The following is a 16,946-nucleotide window of genomic DNA, read 5'->3' on the forward strand; positions in this document are numbered from 1 at the left end:
GTGGGTTATGCGCCCCGCTTATACCGTTGCCACTGTCCGTGCCGCTGAAAAGCACCTGCTGGAACAGCAGTCTCATGAGGATCAGCTCATGAAGCTGGCCGCCGCGGCGGTGGCAGACGCTGCTTCAGTGATGCTGGAGGCTCGCCCCGGCGCGGTGCTCATACTCGCTGGTTCCGGCGGCAACGGCGGGGACGGGCTTTTTGCCGGGGCGGAGCTGGCCTCACGCGGGGTTACGGTCCACGCTCTGGTGCCGGACCGCTGCCACGAGGAGGCCCTCGCCGCGTTCCGTGCCGCCGGTGGCACGGTCCTTCCTTCCGACGCGCTGCCTAACGGCAGCGCGCCCTTAGGAAGCGCGCTGCTTATCGACGCAATCGCCGGCCTCGGATCCGCACGGGGTTTAACCGGCACCGCGCTTTCGCTCTACCGCGAAGCCACCGCTGCCGGGGCTGCTGTCTTAGCCGTCGATATTCCTACCGGCGTCGATGCCGACACGGGAGTGTGCGCCGCGGATGCCGTCCACGCCGACGTCACCGTCACCTTTGGCTCGCCACGCCTCGGCCACGCGCTGGCCGCCGAATGCGGGCAGGTTGTGGTCTCCGATCTCTTCTTGCCCGGCGCACCTTCTTTCGCTGAGACCCTCGCCGAACTCGATGAACCAGCGGCATTCATCGCCCACGAGCCCTCCGTGCCGACGCCCTTTGCGTGGCAATCGGGCGAACTCGATCTGCCGGGCGGGCGCGCTTCCCGCCCCTGGCCAGTTGGCTGCACTGGCCCCATCGTTGATCCCACACCGAGCGCGCGCTCCGATAAGTACTCCGGCGGCGTCGTTGCCCTGGCCGCCGGAAGCGGCACCTACCCGGGTGCGGGAATCCTCTGCGCTACCGCGGCGGTGCGCGCCACGCCCTCGATGGTGCGGTTCATCGGCGATAACTCGATCACTTCTCTTCTGCCCGAGCTGGTCTGCCATCCCGATGTGTCCTCCGCCGGTCAGGCCCAGGCCTGGGTCGTGGGTCCCGGCCGCGGTACCGATGCAGCGGTGGCCACCGAACTGCGCAAGGTGCTAGCGCAGGACCTGCCCACCGTTCTCGATGCCGACGCCCTGACACTTTTGGCGCGCAACACCTCCCTGCGCCAGAAAGCTACCGAGCACCCGATGACCATCCTCACCCCGCATGAAGGCGAGTTCAGCCGCCTCTACGAGGCCGCCTTCAGCTCTACGCCCGATGCGTCTGCTGGGTGGGGCGCTGCCCTCCACGAGCTAGCCGAAGAGTTGGACAGCATCATCCTGCTCAAAGGCCGTCTCACCCGAATTACCGCCCCGGGCCAGCCGCTCTATTCCTTCAATGCCGGTCACTCTTTTGCCGCGACCCCGGGCTCCGGGGACGTGCTCTCCGGCATCCTCGGCGCGGTCATGGCCCAGCTCTTCGCCGAAACCTCCACCGAAACCGCCGCCGCGACCACCGCCCGAACCATCACCGAGGTCCTCCACGCCGGCGCTATCCACGCACACGCGGCGGCCATCGCGGCCGAGACCCCCGAGGGCTTCGCACCCTGTTCTGCGTCCCAGATCGCGGCAGCCATCCCGCAAGCCATTGCGCGGCTCCTCAACGCGCAACGCTAGCTCCGTGGCCCGGCGCTAGCTCCGCAGCAAGGTACGTTTCGATCAAATAGCACCCCAGAAATTCGAAGATCTGGGACCTTATTTGATCGATCCGTACCTAGCCACCACCGTGTGGGTACGTTTTCGCAACGAAGCCCTCGAATTTCGCGGTTCGCGGGCCACTATTTACGAAAACGTACCGTGGCCCGGCGCAGGATCCCGGACGCGGTACCGACGGACTTGCGCATGAGCCCGCGTGGCCCCACCGCCACCGTGCCGCGGCGCAGCGAAGTGTTCTCCCAGGGCCACGTCATCCCCGCCCATGCTGCTGCGACGGCGAGAGTCTCTGCCGCGATGTAGCCGGGCCAGGGTCCCAGCAGGTTGATGATAGAGGGGCTTCCCGGCGCGTGGTTAAGGAAGCCATAATTGCCGTCGGTCTTCGCATTGACCGCCATGGCGGTGGCCATCCATACAGGGGTGACCTTCACGGCGAAGCGATAGCCCTTCCACGTCGGCCGGTAGCCCAAACCAAAGGTCAGCGCTAGCGGAACAGCAAGGGCCACGATGTGGAAGAACCAATAGGTACCAAACCGCAGCCAGCGCGGGGAGAAGTAGTAGATGACATCCGGGGTAATGATGGCCTGCGGGTTGAGGATGATGCCCCAGAAGTAGGTCAAGGTCAGGGCATGTTCGTTGCCGGTAATGAGCCCCAGCGCCAGGATAGGGCGCAGCACATCGCACAGATGCAAAGGCAAAGACTCGCGGATATCGAATTGCTTCGGATCCAGGGAGATAACCGTCCACGCAGTACCCGCCACCAGCAAGGCCCAGCCCACCATCCGGCGGATGAAGGTCTCGCGGGAGGTTCCCTTGATTCTGCGGGCAGCGACGATAAAGACCCCGCAGGCCACCACGGTGATGCTCAACATAAGCGCATGCAATGCGGTCCACTGCTGCATGCGCGGGTAGTCAGTCGGGCTTACTCGGGGTTTGCGGGGTCGAATCATAACGGGGTATTAATTTACCCCTTTGTATGAACATGTGAGAGATGAGCGGGTTCTTACGCGGCTAGCTCGGAATATTCGGAGAGCTTTCCATCCTTGACCTCGACCACGTTGTCGGCATAGTCGAGCAGGCTGCGGTCGTGCGTGATGAACAGAGTTGCGGTATCGAAGTCATCGGTGACACCACGTAGCAACTTGGCAATCTCGCGGGAGAGCTTGGAGTCCAAGGCGGAGGTTGGCTCATCAGCAAGCAGCACGGAAGGCTGGCCCATGAGCGCACGCGCAATGTTGACGCGTTGGCGCTGCCCACCGGAGAGCTGGTTCATGCGGCGGTTGCCAAAGCCCTCCAAGCCCACGAAGCTGAGCAGCTCGTCAGCCCGGTCACCGCGGGGCTTGCGGCCCTCCATGTGGTCAATGATGAGCAGCTGCTCGCGCGCAGTCAGGGCTGCCAACAGGTTGGCTTGCTGGAAGATGAGCCCGCGGGTGCCGTGCATCTCAACGGATCCGGAGTCCGGCTCGATAAGTCCAGCGGCCACGGAGAGCAGGGTGGATTTACCGGAACCGGACTCACCAATCACGGCGGTGAGCCCGCCGGGCTTAACGTCTAGGCTCACGCCGTCGAGCGCAGTTGTGCGGGACTGGCCGTCGGGGTAGGTCACCACGATGTCGCGCAGTGACAGGGCGGGAGTAACGGTGGTAGTCATTAGGCGTTGCCTCCTAGGGCGTCGAGCGGGTTGATCTTGGAAACGCGGCGGGTGGCCAGGAAGGCACCGGCGATGCCGAGCAGCCAGATGCCGAGTGCGGGGACGATGACGGTCATGGCGGAGACCTCGAAGGGCACGGCACCTTGGGCGGCAAGGCCCAGCAGCCAGCCGACGAGCGCGCCCACCCCAACGCCAATCGCCAAGATGATGGCTGCCTGAGCGATAGCGTCCTTGAGCAGGTACTTCACGCTGGCACCAAGGGCGCGCAGGATGGACAGGTCACGGGTGCGCTGGATGGTCCAGATGCTCAGGAAGGCGATGGTGACCAGCGCGGAGATACCGTAGAGGAAGGCCTGCATGGTCAGCAGGGAACCGCGCTCCGAGCTATAGGCCGGCAGGCCGGACAGGGCCTTGCCCATGGACACGGAGGTGTCGGTCGGCTCCTGGGAAAGCACGGCCACGCCCACCATGTCCTCGGGGGAATGGGAGACCTTCTGCCAGGTTTCGGTAGCGACCCACACCACCGGGGAGTGGGAGTAATACTCATCCTCAACCACCGCGTTCACGTCCAGGTCCACGCCGCCGAGGGTGCCCCGGGACGGCGCGTTCAGGGCCTCGTCGATGGATTGGCTCAAGACCATGCCTTCCTCCGGAATCACGGTGCTGGAGCCGGGGATCTGGGTGCCGGCGGGCAAACCGATAACCGCCACGCCGCCGTGGCCCTCCAGCTTGGTTTGGGAGGTACCCAGCGGAATACCAGAAGCGGGGACATCCTCGGCGAAGATCTCCGACTCGGTAAAGGAGGGATCTTCCGTCGAGAAGGTCACATAAGGATTCTGCTCCCCGAGTGCCTCAAGCGCGGAGGTATTTTGCTTGGACAGGCCTTGGGTCAGGCCGGACAACATAACGAGCAACAACGTAATTAGAGCCACGACGCCGCCGATCAGGAAGAACCGACCGCGGGCGGTGACTATCTCTCTCAATGCCAGGAACATACTATTTATCCTGCGTGTGCGGACGCCGAAAGTAATCGGGTAGCCAGTTGAACCTCTACTCAACCAGTTGGTTGATTCGCGCTCCCCTACCTAGGCGATAGGCTGGTGCCTCGTGATGATGAGCAACAAACTGTGGACCGTGGGACTGCATGCCATGTTCGGCTTCCTCCTCGTGTTCGGAGTGCTCCGCGCCTGGGCCGATGAGCGCCTCGACGCCCGCGTCCTCGGCCTCTCCATTGCACTCGCAGTGGTCTACACGTGTTTCGTCATCTTCGGTTCCCGCACCATTACCCGCCCCGTCCCCACCACGCTGTGGCTCGCCGCTTTGTGCTTGTTGTGGATCGGCCTCATGGTGCACGCCCAAGACTTCATGTGGCTCGAGTTCCCGCTGGTCTTCGTCTTCATCCATGCACTGCCCTTCTGGCCGGGCATTCTCGCCAGCGTGGTCCTGTGGGCCGTGGCCGCCTTCGTCCCCGCATGGATCCACCCGCAATTCTGGACCGCCGCCGCGGCCATCGGCCCGTTCATCGGCACCTGCTTCGCCGTGGCCGTCTACCACGCCGCCCGCCGGGTTCAGGCGGAGGCGGCGCACCACGAGGCCGTCGCCAAGCAGCTGCGTGAGACCCAGGAAGAGCTCGCCGCCAGCGAGCATCAAGCCGGGCGCCTCGAGGAGCGGGAGCGGCTCTCCCGCGAAATCCATGACACCGTGGCGCAGGGGCTTTCCTCCATCGTCCTGCTCAGCCGCGCCGCCAAGAAGACGTCTACCCAGCAGGACGTCACTGAACAGCTCGCACTCATTGAAAAGGTGGCCCAGGACAACCTGACCGAGGCCCGGCGCTTCGTCAAAGAGCTCGCAGCCCCTGCCTCCTCCATCGACGCGGAACTGCGCTCCCTCGTGGATGAGCTCCAAGCCCAAGCCAAGGGCCTGGGGCTGCGCACCCGCTTCGGGCTCAAGCTCACTGGCAGTGCGGACGTCCCCGCCGAGTTTTTCCACGTTATCTTGCGCGCCGCGCGGGAAGGGCTGACCAACGTCATGAAACACGCCGATGCCGACAAGGCCGTGGTCACTCTGGGCTCTTTCGAGAATGGAATCATCCTCGATGTGGTCGATGACGGCCGTGGCATCGAGGGCCCGCGCGGCTTCGGGCTGACCGGCCTGGAGCAGCGTGTTCGCAGCGTCGGCGGGACCGTCCAGGTAGAATCTTCACCCGCCGGCACCGCACTCGCGGTGCGAATCCCAACAGGAAGCAGCAGCAATGGTCAACGTGATGCTCATCGATGATCACCCCGTGGTCCGCGCCGGGCTGCGCGCGATTCTAAACGCTTTCCCCGATATCGAGGTGGTGTTGGAAGGCTCCGATGGCTCGGCCGTCGAAAAGCTGGCGGATGCTGATGCTCCCCACATTGACGTGGTCGTCTGCGATATTCAGATGCCGGATGTTGACGGCATCGCCGCCACCCGGCGCGTGCGCGAGCTCGATGGACCTCCGGTACTCATCCTGACCACCTATGACACGCAGGCGGATATCCTGGCCGCCGTGGAGGCGGGCGCGTTGGGCTACCTGCTCAAGGACGCCCCCGAAGACACCCTGCACGCCGCGGTGCTCGACACCGCCGCGGGCAAGCGGACCTTGGCGCCTGAAGTCACGAACCTCCTGGCGGAGCGCTTGGCGCAGCCGGAAACCGCGCTGTCTCCCCGCGAGCTGGAGATCCTGCAAGCGCTGGCCACGGGAGCCTCCAACAAGCAGATTGCCCAGCGGCTCTTCATCTCCGAGGCCACGGTCAAAACCCACCTCATCCACGTCTATCAGAAGCTCGGCGTGGAAACCCGCACCGCAGCCGTCTCCGCCGCCCGCGAACGAAAGCTCATCCAATAGATGCATACCTACGATTGCATCGTGGTGGGTGGCGGCCAATCCGGCCTGGCCACCGGCTACTACCTGCGCCGCCAGAAGCTCGACTTCCTCATCCTCGACGCCAACCCCTCCCCCGGCGGAGCTTGGCAGCACGTGTGGGATTCACTCACGCTCTTTAGCGATGCCCAGTCCTCCACCCTGCCCGGCTGGCCCATGCCCGCCTACCCGGGCTTCCCGCCGGCTTCCCACGTGGTGGACTACCTCACCCGCTATGAGCAGCGCTATGACCTGCCGGTCCGGCACGGGGTGGCGGTGGAGCGCGTGCTTGACGACGCCTCCCGCTTCCGCCTCCTCACCACCCACGGTGAGTTCCGTGCCCGCACCGTCGTGGCCGCAACGGGCACCTGGTCCGCGCCGTTCATCCCCTTCTACCCCGGTGAATTCCAGGGGCGCCAATGGCACACGGCGAGCTACCCGGGGTGCGGTCCTTTCTTAGAGCGCGGCCACAACAATCCTGTAGCCGTTGTCGGTGCTGGTAATTCCGGCGCGCAGATCGCCGCCGAGCTCGCCCTCGCCGGCGTGGACACCACGTGGTTTACCGCGCACCCTCCGCGCTGGATGCCGGATGATGTAGACGGGCGCGTGCTCTTTAGCCGCAACCGCCAGCGCATGCTGGCCAAGCTGCGGGGCGAGCCGGACCCGGGCCCCGAAACAGAACTGGGGGATATCGTCATGGTCCCGCCAGTGCTCAAAGCCCGCGATAGTGGGATTCTGAACGCCACCGGCATGTTCTCCTCACTCGAGGAGCTCAACCGCGAGGGCTTTAGCGATCTCATCTGGGCCACCGGCTTCCGCCCAGCACTGCGCCCCTTCCCCGGGCTGCTGGCAGAAGGAAAGCCCACGGTGGAAGGTTTCTTCCCCGTGGGCTATGGCTCGTGGACGGGCCCGGGCTCGGCCACGATTACTGGTGTCTCACCCTATGCGCGGCGGGTGGCGGGGGACGTCGCCAAGCTCGTGCGTACGCCCAGCTAAGTACTACAGCACCACCAAAGCGAGGAGCACCACCGCTGCCAACGCAAGGAGGAATCCCAGGCGGCGCAGAATCTTCGTCTGCCCTTCGCGCCCCAAGCGCGCCATGAGTACGGCGCCGAGGACAGAGCCCACGGTGTTGTATAGAAGGTCATCGACATCACTAAAGCCCAGAGCAAATATGTATTGGGCGCTTTCTATGCACAGGCTGACCATGAGGCCGATGAGCATCGCCCCGCCCAGGCCCCATTTAATTCCCGACAGGTTGCGTCCCGCTACGTAGAGCGCCGCGCCCAGCGGCATGAAAAGAGCGATATTTCCCACGAGGTCGGTCCACCCGCCGTACCACACGGAAGAGTTCTCAAAACCGCCTAAGAGCTGGGTGTTCACCTGGCGCACGGCATGCGCGGAGCCGTCAACCACGCCGGGGATGTCCATGAATGGCTTGCCCACCGTCGCCAGCATCACGACCACCAAGGACAAGGCCGCGACTAGGAAGGAATCACGAAGCAGGTGCCGATACGGATTCGGCGCGGGCCGCAGCCTATTGCGCGGGTGTTGAGCTTTTATCCCAGTCATGCGCTTTACCCTAACGATGTTCTCTGGACGCTGGCTGAAGCATTAGCCGGAAAACGCTGCTTCACATCCTCTGTACGATAGTGCCCATGAGCACACTTATTGTCACTCGCACGGAGTCCGGAGTAAGCCATTCCTTCCAGGAGCAGCCCCTGCTCGGGGAAGGTGACACGGTTGTAGATGTGCAGTTTTCTTCCCTCAATTACAAGGACGCCATGGCCTTGGAGGGTGACAAAGGCGTCATGCGCATCGATCCCCTGGTCCCCGGCATCGATGCGGTGGGCACCGTGGCGGAGACCTCCGATTCCCGCTTGAGCCCCGGCCAACTTGTGGTCGCCTGCGGCGATGGCTTGGGCGAGTTCCGCCACGGCGGCTACACCACGCGCCAGCGCGTCAATGCAGAGGCCACCATCCCCGTGCCCCAGCGCTTCAGCGCACACGATGCCGCCGCGATTGGCACGGCCGGCTACACCGCCGCTATCTGCGTGAACCAGCTGCGCGCGCACGGCACGACACAGGGCCATATCTTGGTCACCGGCGCCACTGGCGGCGTGGGCTCCGTCGCGGTCCAGCTACTCAAGTCCGCTGGCTACGAGGTCACCGCCGTGACCGGCCGCGTGGATTCTCAGTCGGACTACCTCACCGCACTCGGCGCAGATCACGTTCTGGACCGCGCGGAGTTGTCGGAGACCGGCCGCCCGCTGCAGAAGGCGCTGTACGACGGCGCGATTGACACCGCCGGCTCCACCGTCCTGGCCAACGTGCTGGCGCAGGTGCGCTGGGGTGGTGTGGTTGCGGCCACCGGTATGGCGGCCGGCCCGGATCTTCCCGCTTCGGTGCTGCCGTTCATCTTGCGCGGCATCGTGCTGGCCGGCGGTAACTCCGTCGACGCGCCCCGCGCGGTGCGCGAGGCTGCCTGGCAGCTTCTCGACGAACACCTCGACCTCAACATGCTGAACTCGATCACGGAAACGGTGCCGCTTTCCGACGTCGCCACCGCAGCCACCGAGCTACGCGCCGGCTCCCGCCACGGCCGCACGGTGGTTGAGATTTAAGCGGGAGCAGAGCGCACCGCGTCCCGCTGTTTAGTGCACGCGGTGGGACAGGGATTCGTCGTCTGTGCCGAGGGCATTGCCCAGCTCGCCCGTGGTGTCATCGTCGCTGCGGGCCAGCCAAATAGAGGAGATCACCAGTCCGCCCCAGATGACGACGACGAAGAGGATGAAGAGCAGGATTGCGCTTGTAGTCATTGTCGTTGACCTTTCCTAATACTCGTTACTTGTCATCCGCGGTTTGTGTAGCGGTGTTAGCCGTGGCAAACGGGTTCGGGGTGCCGGCTGGGCGCCCACCTACGGGAACGCCGTAGTCCGAGGTCTCCATGCCATCGAGGTACTTGTTCCCGCGGAAGGCCACCAGCGGCATGAGGAAACTAGCAAGCAGGATGAGACCCAACACCGCCCAGCCAAAGAGGCCAATCTGGGTGGAGGAGTAGCCTTCATAGCCCTCGCGGGCAATGGTGAGGATTTCGTTGACCAGGAAGTAGACCAGCAGCAGCGGGGTGGCGATGAAGGTCAGGAACTGCCAGAAGCCACCGACCTTGAACTGCGATACAGCATTGAGGTGCTGCTGGATCTCGCGACGGCGGCCGGTGACCCAGCCGACGACCACCAGAGCGCAGATGGAGCCGAAGACGATGCCCAGGTTGTTGGTGAACTTATCCATAATGTCCAGCGTGACCAGGCCCGAGGACGTGGAGAAAAGAACACACGACACCACAGCCATGGTGCCGCCTACGGTGATGGCGGAAACGCGGCGAGAGATGTTGAACTTATCTGCCACGGCGGAGACGACGACCTCCATGATGGAAATCAGCGAGGTCACGCCGGCCAGGAAGAGAGAGCCGAAGAAGAGGACCCCGAACAGTCCGCCGAGCGGCATGAGGTTGATGATCGTCGGGAAAGCGATGAAGGCCAGGCCGATGCCGGAGGATGCCACCTCATCCACCGCCACGCCCTGCTGGGCGGCCATGTAGCCCAGGGTGGCGAAGACGCCGATGCCGGCCAGCACCTCGAAGGAAGAGTTAGCAAAGGCCGTAACCAGGCCGGTGTTGGTGAGGTTGGTGCGCGGCTTGAGGTAGGAGGCGTAGGTAATCATGATGCCGAAGCCAATGGACAGGGAGAAGAAGATCTGACCGTAGGCGGCGATCCACACCGACGGGTTGCTCAGCACGGACCAATCTGGGGTGAAGAAGGCGTTGAGGCCCTCGGCGGCGCCGTCGAGGAAGAAGGCACGGATGACCAGGATGATGAACATGACGGCCAGGACAGGCAGGAAGATGGACGTCAGCTTGCCGATACCCTCATTGATGCTCGTGGCCAGCGTGGCGATGCAGACGATCCACACGAGGATCATGACGCCAAGGATGGACGGGACGATGTGCCCTGAGTAGGTCGCCTCCGGCTCAGCTTGGAGGAAGTCACCCATGAAGTACTCCGCAGGATCATCGCCCCATGCCTGGGTCACGGACTTAACGGTGTAGAGCGCCGCCCAGGCAATGATGGCGGCGTAGTAGATGGCGATGAAGAAGTTCACGCCGACCTTGAACCAGCCGATTCCCTCCCAGCGGCTGCTGATGCGTCGGAAGGCCAGCGGCGCGGAACCACGGAAGCGGTGACCAATAGCCAGGTCGAACCACAGGATGGGAATACCGGCGGTGAGCAGGGCAACCATGTACGGGATGAGGAAGGCACCGCCACCGTTGTCATAGGCAACATACGGGAAGCGCCAGATGTTACCCAGGCCAACGGCGGAGCCGATAGCAGCCATGAGGAAGACAAAGCGCGTATTGAAGGTATCGCGCGTTGAGCGAGTCTTGTGCGGGGTTGATGTGGTCATGAGAGAACTTTCTTCTTGAGCAAATATCGCGCACGAGCAAGACCGCAGGAATTGTTTATACGGGCCGCGTACGACGAGTATTAGCGAGAATCTTAGCCTACCTGCCAACCTATAGGTACCGTTTTGAGTTTTTATTTCTTGGCATCTAGCCCACCCCAACCCCATGGTCAGGAGCCTAAAACCGACAAACCCCTCAACGCCTATCCCCTGCCCGAAACGATGGGGTCCGGGAGGAAGCTAAGCGATGAAGACTTAAATCATGCGGGGCCGACGGCTAAGTTGCACCACTGAATTGCGAGCCAAGTCACACAACTCGGGCGAGTTTCTTTTATCATTACTGTCATGAAAGAAACTACCTCGACCACTGGCTCCGTCATCATCGTCGGCAGCGGCCTCGCCGGCATGGTCGCCGGCTACGAGGCCCTCAAAGGTGGCAAGCACGTCATCTTCCTTGAACAAGAAAACCGCAATAACCTCGGCGGGCAGGCTTTTTGGTCACTCGGCGGGCTGTACTATGTCAATTCTCCCGAACAATCCATGATGCGGGTCAAGGACTCCGAAGAGTTGGCGTGGCGGGACTGGACCAACTCAGCCGATTATGACCCAGTGACCGAGGAGGACCGTCACGACTATTGGGGTGAGAAATGGGGCCGCGAATACGTGCGCTTCGCCGCCAATGAAAAGCGCGGCTACCTCAAGTCATTGGGCCTCAACGTCCTCCCCACCATCGGCTGGGCCGAGCGCGGTTCCGGGGATGCCTCCGGCCACGGCAACTCCGTGCCGCGCTTCCACCTCACCTGGGGCACGGGCCCAGAGGTCGTGCGCGTTTTCCGCGAACCACTCCTTAAGGCAGAAGAGAAGGGCCAAGTCGAATTCCACTTCCGCCACCGCGTGGACGAGCTCGTCGTCGACAACGACGACACTGGTAGCCCCCGCGTCGTCGGCGTGCGCGGCAGCGTCCTCTCCCCCACCAGCCAGGCGCGTGGTGAGGCGAGCCCGAGGGACGTCGTCAAGCACTTTGAGCTCCGCGGCTCCGCCGTGGTCATCGCCACCGGCGGCATCGGCGGCAACCTGGAGAAGGTGCGCAAGATGTGGCCCACTGAGCGTTGGGGCGAATGCCCGAAGGAACTGGTCACGGGTGTTCCCGCGCATGTCGACGGCCGCGGCATCGACATCGCCCAACAGGCCGGTGCCTCCGTGGTCAACACCGACCGCATGTGGGCCTACACCGAGGGCATGACCAACTGGAACTCCATCTGGCCCGGCCACGGCATCCGCATCATCCCTGGGCCCTCGGCGCTGTGGCTCGACGCCGAAGGCAACCGCCTGCCCACCAACCTCTTCCCCGGCACCGACAACCTGGCCGCGCTCGCCTACATTGGCCAGACCGGGCACGGTTACTCCTGGTTCGTGCTCAACAAGGCCATCGTGGACAAGGAGTTCATCTTCTCCGGCTCGGAGCAGAACCCGGATCTGACAGATAAGGAATTCAAGAAGCTCGCCGGCAAGCTGGGCCCCGGCACTCACGTGGCCGTCAAGGCCTTCATGGACAACGGTATCGACTGGGTCGTGGAAGACAACCTGGAGGATCTCGTCGTTGGAATGAACGAAATCTCTCCAGAGGGCTCCCCCACCATTGATGTGACCCAACTTCGAAAAGTCCTGGAAGACCGCGATTCTCAGCTGCACAACCCCTTCAGCAAGGACGCCCAAGTCAACTACCTGCGCGTGGCCCGCGGCTTCCTCGGCGACAAACTCATCCGCGTGGCTCCCCCGCACCGCATCCTCGATGAATCCAAGGGCCCGCTCATCGCGGTGCGCCTGAAGTTCCTGACCCGCAAGACGCTCGGTGGCCTGGAGACCAACCTCGATGGCCAGTGCCTCAATCCCGATGGCACGGTACTCCCCGGCCTTTACGCCTGCGGTGAGGCCTCCGGTTTCGGTGGCGGCGGCATGCACGGCAAGAATGCGCTGGAGGGCACCTTCCTCGGCGGATGCATCCACTCTGGCAAGCGTGTGGGCGAAGCGTTGGCGCGCGGCTAGCACGGTTTTCTAATACTGTCGGTCACTATGAACCTCGCTAGGAACGTCCGCATCGACGTGGAGAATCCCTTCTTCACCACGTCCCGCTTCGTCGCCGCCCCCGCGGAACTCACCGTGGGCGAGATGATGATCATCGTTCACGCCGCGTTGGGCCTCGAGCCCTCTCATCCGGGAATCCTCGTGGGTGAGGAAGGCACGCCAATCGACGTCCTCAGCATCATCGACCAGGACTTTTTCGAGACTTTCCGGGAGGTAGCGCACTACCACCCCTCGGACGGCGCCTGGAATATCAGCATCAGCGTGGCCGATAGCTCGCGCGTCGTCATGGGCCTTCCCGCGCTTATCGCCGGTGAGGGTCCCGATCTGATGAGTGAGCTCGGAAGTGCCGAGGCGATGTTCAAGGTGGTCCTCGATGTCCAGGCCACCATGGCCTACATGGCCGTGCCCACGGATAGTATGGAGCGCATCTTCGCGCTCTTCCCCAACTACACACTGGACCAAATCCACCAACGCCTCACCACGTTCTTCCCGCCAGCAGTGGCACAGCGCCTGGCCACCATGGGCACGGAGGCCGCCAACCTCGAGGGCGGCACCAAGCCCGCGCTTCCTGGGGATCTCCCGCTCGATCCCTTCCGCTCCACACCCTTCGAGGACATCCCCGTGCCCTCCCCGGAGCTGCTGAAACAATGGCGCGCGGACATCCACGAAGCCTACCCGGAGCTGCGCCCCGACTATGAGCTGCCGGCGCTTGACGACGCCACCGCCCTCCACGTAGGCCAGCGTATACGCGAATACCTCGAGGTCATCGAGGAATATCCACGCCTGACCGGGGCCGGCTACCTCAAGCAGGCGGCCGTCGCGCGGCTCAAGGAGGGACTGAATAGCCCCAATGATTTTGATGAGGTCAAGCGCGAGGACTACCACCAGCCGTTGCTGAACTTGCGGGGTTTCTTGACGGACTTGGATTGGATCAAGACCACGGCGACGGATATCAAGCTCACCAAGTATGGCCGCAAGGCCATGAGCGATCCGCTCTGGGCAACGCAGGTCGTCCTGAACAACATCCCCTATGCCTACGCCGAACCGGAGGGCATTCCTCAACTGTCCTTCGAACTAGTCCATTTATTCCGCGGCGAGTGGGAGTTCAACCCGGAATACGACTACACGCACGCCATCACCCGCGACCTGCTCTTCACGCTGGGCGTCCTTGAGGATGATTCCACGTTTCCCATGATTACCGATGGCTGCGAGGGCTTCCTTGGCGCGATCATCACCAAGGTGCGCGAGGAGCTGAACCAAGAGCTGGATTAGCTCTGGCCCAGCCCCAGCCCCGAGATCGGGGCCGCGTTGGTTTTACTTCACCACCAGGTTGACCATGCGGCCCGGGACGTAGATCTCCTTGACCACGTTCTTGCCAGCGGTCAGCTCGGCGATGCGCTCATCGCTCTTTGCCACGCCCACGACGGTGGCTTGGTCGGCATCGGCGGGCACCATGACGCGGGCCTTGACCTTGCCGTTGATCTGCACCGGAACCTCAATCTCATCGTCGACGAGGTACTTCTCATCGAACTCCGGGAAAGACTCGTAAGTAATGGTCTCCTCGTGACCGAAGCGCTTCCACAGCTCCTCCGCAATGTGCGGGGCAACAGGGGATACCAGCTGGGCCAAGGGCTCCACCGCGGCGCGCGGAGCGCCCTTCGGGTAGGCCTTGGTCAGGTAGTTCACGTACTCGATGAGCTTGGCCACCACGGTGTTCAGGCGCAGGTTCTCGTAGTCATCGCGCACGCCGGCGATGGTGCGGTTGAGCTGCTTCAGGTCATCCTCGGAAAGCTCGGCGTCCGTCGTCGACAGCTCGCCAGAGTTTTCGTCGATAGCCAAGCGCCACAGGCGCTGCAGGAAGCGCTGCGCACCGACGACGTCCTTCGTCGCCCACGGGCGCGAAGTGTCCAGCGGGCCCATGGACATCTCGTACACGCGCAGGGTATCGGCACCGTACTCGTTGCAGATGTCATCCGGGGCCACGGCGTTCTTCAGGGACTTGCCCATCTTGCCGTACTCCTGGTTGACCTCTTCATCCCCGTAGTAGAACGCGCCATCGCGTTCTACTACCTCAGCGGCCGGGACGTAGACGCCGCGGGAATCGGTGTAGGCGTAGGCCTGGATATATCCCTGGTTGTACAGGCGGCGGTAGGGCTCCTTGGAGCTCACGTAGCCCAGGTCGAAGAGGACCTTATGCCAGAAGCGGGAGTAGAGCAGGTGCAGCACAGCGTGCTCAACGCCACCGACGTAGAGGTCTACGCCGCCCGGATCGTTGGCGCCATGCTCTTCTGTACGCGGGCCCGTCCAGTAGCGCTCGTTCTCCAGATCGCAGAAGACTTCATCGTTCGTCGGATCGATGTAGCGCAGCTGGTACCAGGACGAACCTGCCCACTGCGGCATGACGTTGGTATCGCGGTAGTAGGTCTTGGGGCCATCCCCAAGACCCAGGTCCAGCTCCACCTCAACCCACTCGCGGGCCTTGGCCAGCGGCGGCTGCGGGGAGGACTCGGCATCATCCGGGTCGAAGGACACCGGCTTGTAATCTTCCACCTCAGGCAGCTCGATGGGCAACATCGACTCCGGCAGCGGGTAGGCCTGGCCCGCCTCGTCGTAGACGATGGGGAAGGGCTCGCCCCAGTAGCGCTGGCGGGCAAACAGCCAGTCACGCAGCTTGTACTGGATCTTCTCGCGACCCACGCCCTGCTCCTCCAGCCACGGGATGATGGCGGCGATGGCCTCATCCTTGGACATGCCGTTGATGTCCAGGGAATCGTTAGCGGAGTTTACGGCCTTTCCGGACTCGGTATACGCCTCCTTGGTGATGTCGCCGCCAGCGACGACCTCCGTAATGGGCAGGCCAAAGACGGTGGCGAACTCGTAGTCACGGGTATCGTGCGCCGGGACCGCCATGATGGCGCCGGTGCCGTAGCCGGTGAGGACGTAGTCCGCGATGAAGATCGGGACCTTCTTGCCGTTGACCGGGTTGGTGGCATAAGTGCCCAGGAAGACGCCGGTCTTTTCCTTGTTCTCCTGGCGCTCCAGGTCAGACTTCGCGGCGATGGAAGCACGGTAGGCCTCCACGGCCTCCTTCGGATCATCGTGGCCGAAGGTCCAGCGCTCGTCGACGTCATCCTCGTAGGGGATGGGGGAGAGGAGGGCGTCGACAAGCTCGTGCTCCGGAGCCAGCACCACATACTCCGCGCCGAAAAGGGTATCCGGGCGAGTGGTGAAGACGTCGATGTTGTAGCCCTCAGCGTGGAAAGTGACCTCCGCGCCGCGGGAGCGGCCAATCCAGTTGCGCTGCATGGACTTGACCTTCTCCGGCCAATCCAGAAGCTCCAGGTCATCGAGCAGGCGATCGGAGTAGGCGGTAATGCGCATCATCCACTGGCGCAGGTTCTTGCGGAAGACCGGGAAATTACCGCGCTCGGACTTGCCCTCCGCGGTGACCTCCTCATTAGCCAGCACCGTGCCCAGGCCCGGGCACCAGTTCACGGTGGAGTTGGACAGGTAAACCAGGCGGAATTCGTCGAGCGCGTGGCGCTGCTCTTCCTTAGTGAGATCCGCGTAGTAGCGGCCGTCCTTGGTGGTGCGCTTGCCCACCTCAAGCTCCTTGATGAGCTCAGAGATCGGGCGCGCCTTCTGCTGCTCCTCATCAAACCAGGAGTTATAAATCTGCAGGAAGATCCACTGCGTCCACTTGAAGAAGGAGGGGTCGGTGGACTCCACGGAGCGGCGCGGATCGTGGCCCAAGCCCAGAATGCCCAGCTGGCGGCGCATGTTCTTGATATTCGCCTCCGTCGTGGTGCGCGGGTGCGTACCTGTCTGGATGGCGTACTGCTCCGCCGGCAGGCCGAAGGCGTCATAGCCCAGCGTGTGCAGGACGTTCTTGCCCAGCATGCGTTGATAACGCGCATAGGTATCCGTAGCGATATAGCCCAGCGGGTGGCCCACGTGAAGGCCTGCGCCCGAAGGGTAGGGGAACATGTCCTGGATGTTCAGCTTCTCCGCGGGAAGCTCCTTACCCTCCTCCGCGAGCGGACCGACTGGGTTCGGCGCGTTAAACGTGCCGTTGTCCTTCCAGTACTGCTGCCAGGCCTTTTCAATCTGCGCGGCGAGCTCCGGCGTGTAGCGGTGGGTGGTGTTATCGCTCGGGTTAGTCATGGTTAGACAGTGTAGTCACCGCACGGACATCACCCCAGTTA

The 16,946-nt window shown here is 63.3% G+C and carries 14 protein-coding genes; 7 read left to right on the forward strand and 7 right to left on the reverse strand.

Going from position 1 to position 16,946, the window contains the following annotated elements; all coding sequences use genetic code 11:
- Positions 1-7 precede the first annotated feature (7 nt).
- Positions 8-1,621: an NAD(P)H-hydrate epimerase gene (locus tag QP999_RS04230; protein ID WP_284847746.1), complete on the forward strand. Its 1,614-nt coding sequence runs from the start codon at positions 8-10 to the stop codon at positions 1,619-1,621.
- Positions 1,622-1,782: 161 nt separating this feature from the next.
- Here QP999_RS04230 and QP999_RS04235 read toward each other — a convergent pair whose 3' ends face one another.
- Genes QP999_RS04235 through QP999_RS04245 form a run of 3 tightly spaced genes read right to left on the reverse strand, consistent with a single transcriptional unit; the run spans position 1,783 to position 4,303 of the window.
- Positions 1,783-2,607, reverse strand: a complete 825-nt coding sequence (locus QP999_RS04235; protein WP_070524193.1) for a YwaF family protein — start codon at positions 2,605-2,607, stop codon at positions 1,783-1,785.
- Between the two features lie 53 nt (positions 2,608-2,660).
- Positions 2,661-3,308, reverse strand: a complete 648-nt coding sequence (locus tag QP999_RS04240; RefSeq protein ID WP_070745199.1) for an ABC transporter ATP-binding protein — start codon at positions 3,306-3,308, stop codon at positions 2,661-2,663.
- Positions 3,308-4,303, reverse strand: coding sequence for an ABC transporter permease (locus QP999_RS04245; RefSeq protein WP_070524189.1), 996 nt, complete (start codon positions 4,301-4,303; stop codon positions 3,308-3,310). Before QP999_RS04245 ends, QP999_RS04240 begins: the two co-directional genes overlap by 1 nt.
- Before the next feature lie 115 nt (positions 4,304-4,418).
- Between QP999_RS04245 and QP999_RS04250 the strand changes: the two genes are divergently transcribed.
- The 3 genes from QP999_RS04250 to QP999_RS04260 are packed head-to-tail and all read left to right on the forward strand — an operon-like array spanning position 4,419 to position 7,191.
- On the forward strand, positions 4,419-5,585 hold the full coding sequence (locus tag QP999_RS04250) for a sensor histidine kinase (RefSeq protein ID WP_284847747.1): 1,167 nt from the start codon (positions 4,419-4,421) through the stop codon (positions 5,583-5,585).
- Positions 5,560-6,180 (forward strand): response regulator, encoded by a 621-nt coding sequence (locus QP999_RS04255; protein ID WP_070524185.1) that lies wholly within the window; start codon positions 5,560-5,562, stop codon positions 6,178-6,180. Before QP999_RS04250 ends, QP999_RS04255 begins: the two co-directional genes overlap by 26 nt.
- On the forward strand, positions 6,181-7,191 hold the full coding sequence (locus QP999_RS04260; RefSeq protein ID WP_284847748.1) for an NAD(P)-binding domain-containing protein: 1,011 nt from the start codon (positions 6,181-6,183) through the stop codon (positions 7,189-7,191).
- A 3-nt stretch (positions 7,192-7,194) separates the two neighbouring features.
- Here the strand turns inward: QP999_RS04260 and QP999_RS04265 are convergent, their stop codons facing one another.
- The gene (locus tag QP999_RS04265; RefSeq protein WP_284847749.1) at positions 7,195-7,767 is read right to left on the reverse strand and encodes a VanZ family protein; all 573 of its coding nucleotides are present in this window, start codon (positions 7,765-7,767) and stop codon (positions 7,195-7,197) included.
- Positions 7,768-7,853: 86 nt separating this feature from the next.
- Here QP999_RS04265 and QP999_RS04270 point away from each other — a divergent pair, with 86 nt between their 5' ends.
- Entirely contained in the window at positions 7,854-8,819 is a 966-nt protein-coding gene (locus tag QP999_RS04270) for an MDR family oxidoreductase (RefSeq protein ID WP_284847750.1), read from the forward strand.
- Positions 8,820-8,849: 30 nt separating this feature from the next.
- On the opposite strand, the gene metS is transcribed toward QP999_RS04270, so the two are convergent.
- Together metS and QP999_RS04280 are read right to left on the reverse strand one after the other, a co-directional pair.
- Positions 8,850-9,014 (reverse strand): methionine/alanine import NSS transporter subunit MetS, encoded by a 165-nt coding sequence (metS, locus tag QP999_RS04275; protein WP_154736132.1) that lies wholly within the window; start codon positions 9,012-9,014, stop codon positions 8,850-8,852.
- A gap of 25 nt (positions 9,015-9,039) precedes the next feature.
- Complete coding sequence (locus QP999_RS04280; RefSeq protein WP_284847751.1) at positions 9,040-10,659, reverse strand: sodium-dependent transporter; 1,620 nt, start codon at positions 10,657-10,659, stop codon at positions 9,040-9,042.
- Positions 10,660-11,001: 342 nt separating this feature from the next.
- Here QP999_RS04280 and QP999_RS04285 point away from each other — a divergent pair, with 342 nt between their 5' ends.
- Positions 11,002-12,702 carry an FAD-binding dehydrogenase gene (locus QP999_RS04285; protein WP_284847752.1) on the forward strand — a complete coding sequence of 567 codons (1,701 nt, stop codon included), beginning with the start codon at positions 11,002-11,004 and terminating at the stop codon, positions 12,700-12,702.
- 27 nt (positions 12,703-12,729) lie between these two features.
- Positions 12,730-14,013 (forward strand): hypothetical protein, encoded by a 1,284-nt coding sequence (locus QP999_RS04290; RefSeq protein WP_284847753.1) that lies wholly within the window; start codon positions 12,730-12,732, stop codon positions 14,011-14,013.
- A gap of 42 nt (positions 14,014-14,055) precedes the next feature.
- On the opposite strand, the gene leuS is transcribed toward QP999_RS04290, so the two are convergent.
- On the reverse strand, positions 14,056-16,905 hold the full coding sequence (gene leuS, locus QP999_RS04295) for a leucine--tRNA ligase (RefSeq protein WP_284847754.1): 2,850 nt from the start codon (positions 16,903-16,905) through the stop codon (positions 14,056-14,058).
- Positions 16,906-16,946: the final 41 nt, after the last annotated feature.

Source organism: Corynebacterium sp. MSK004 (genome assembly GCF_030232515.1).
GTDB lineage: Bacteria > Actinomycetota > Actinomycetes > Mycobacteriales > Mycobacteriaceae > Corynebacterium > Corynebacterium hesseae.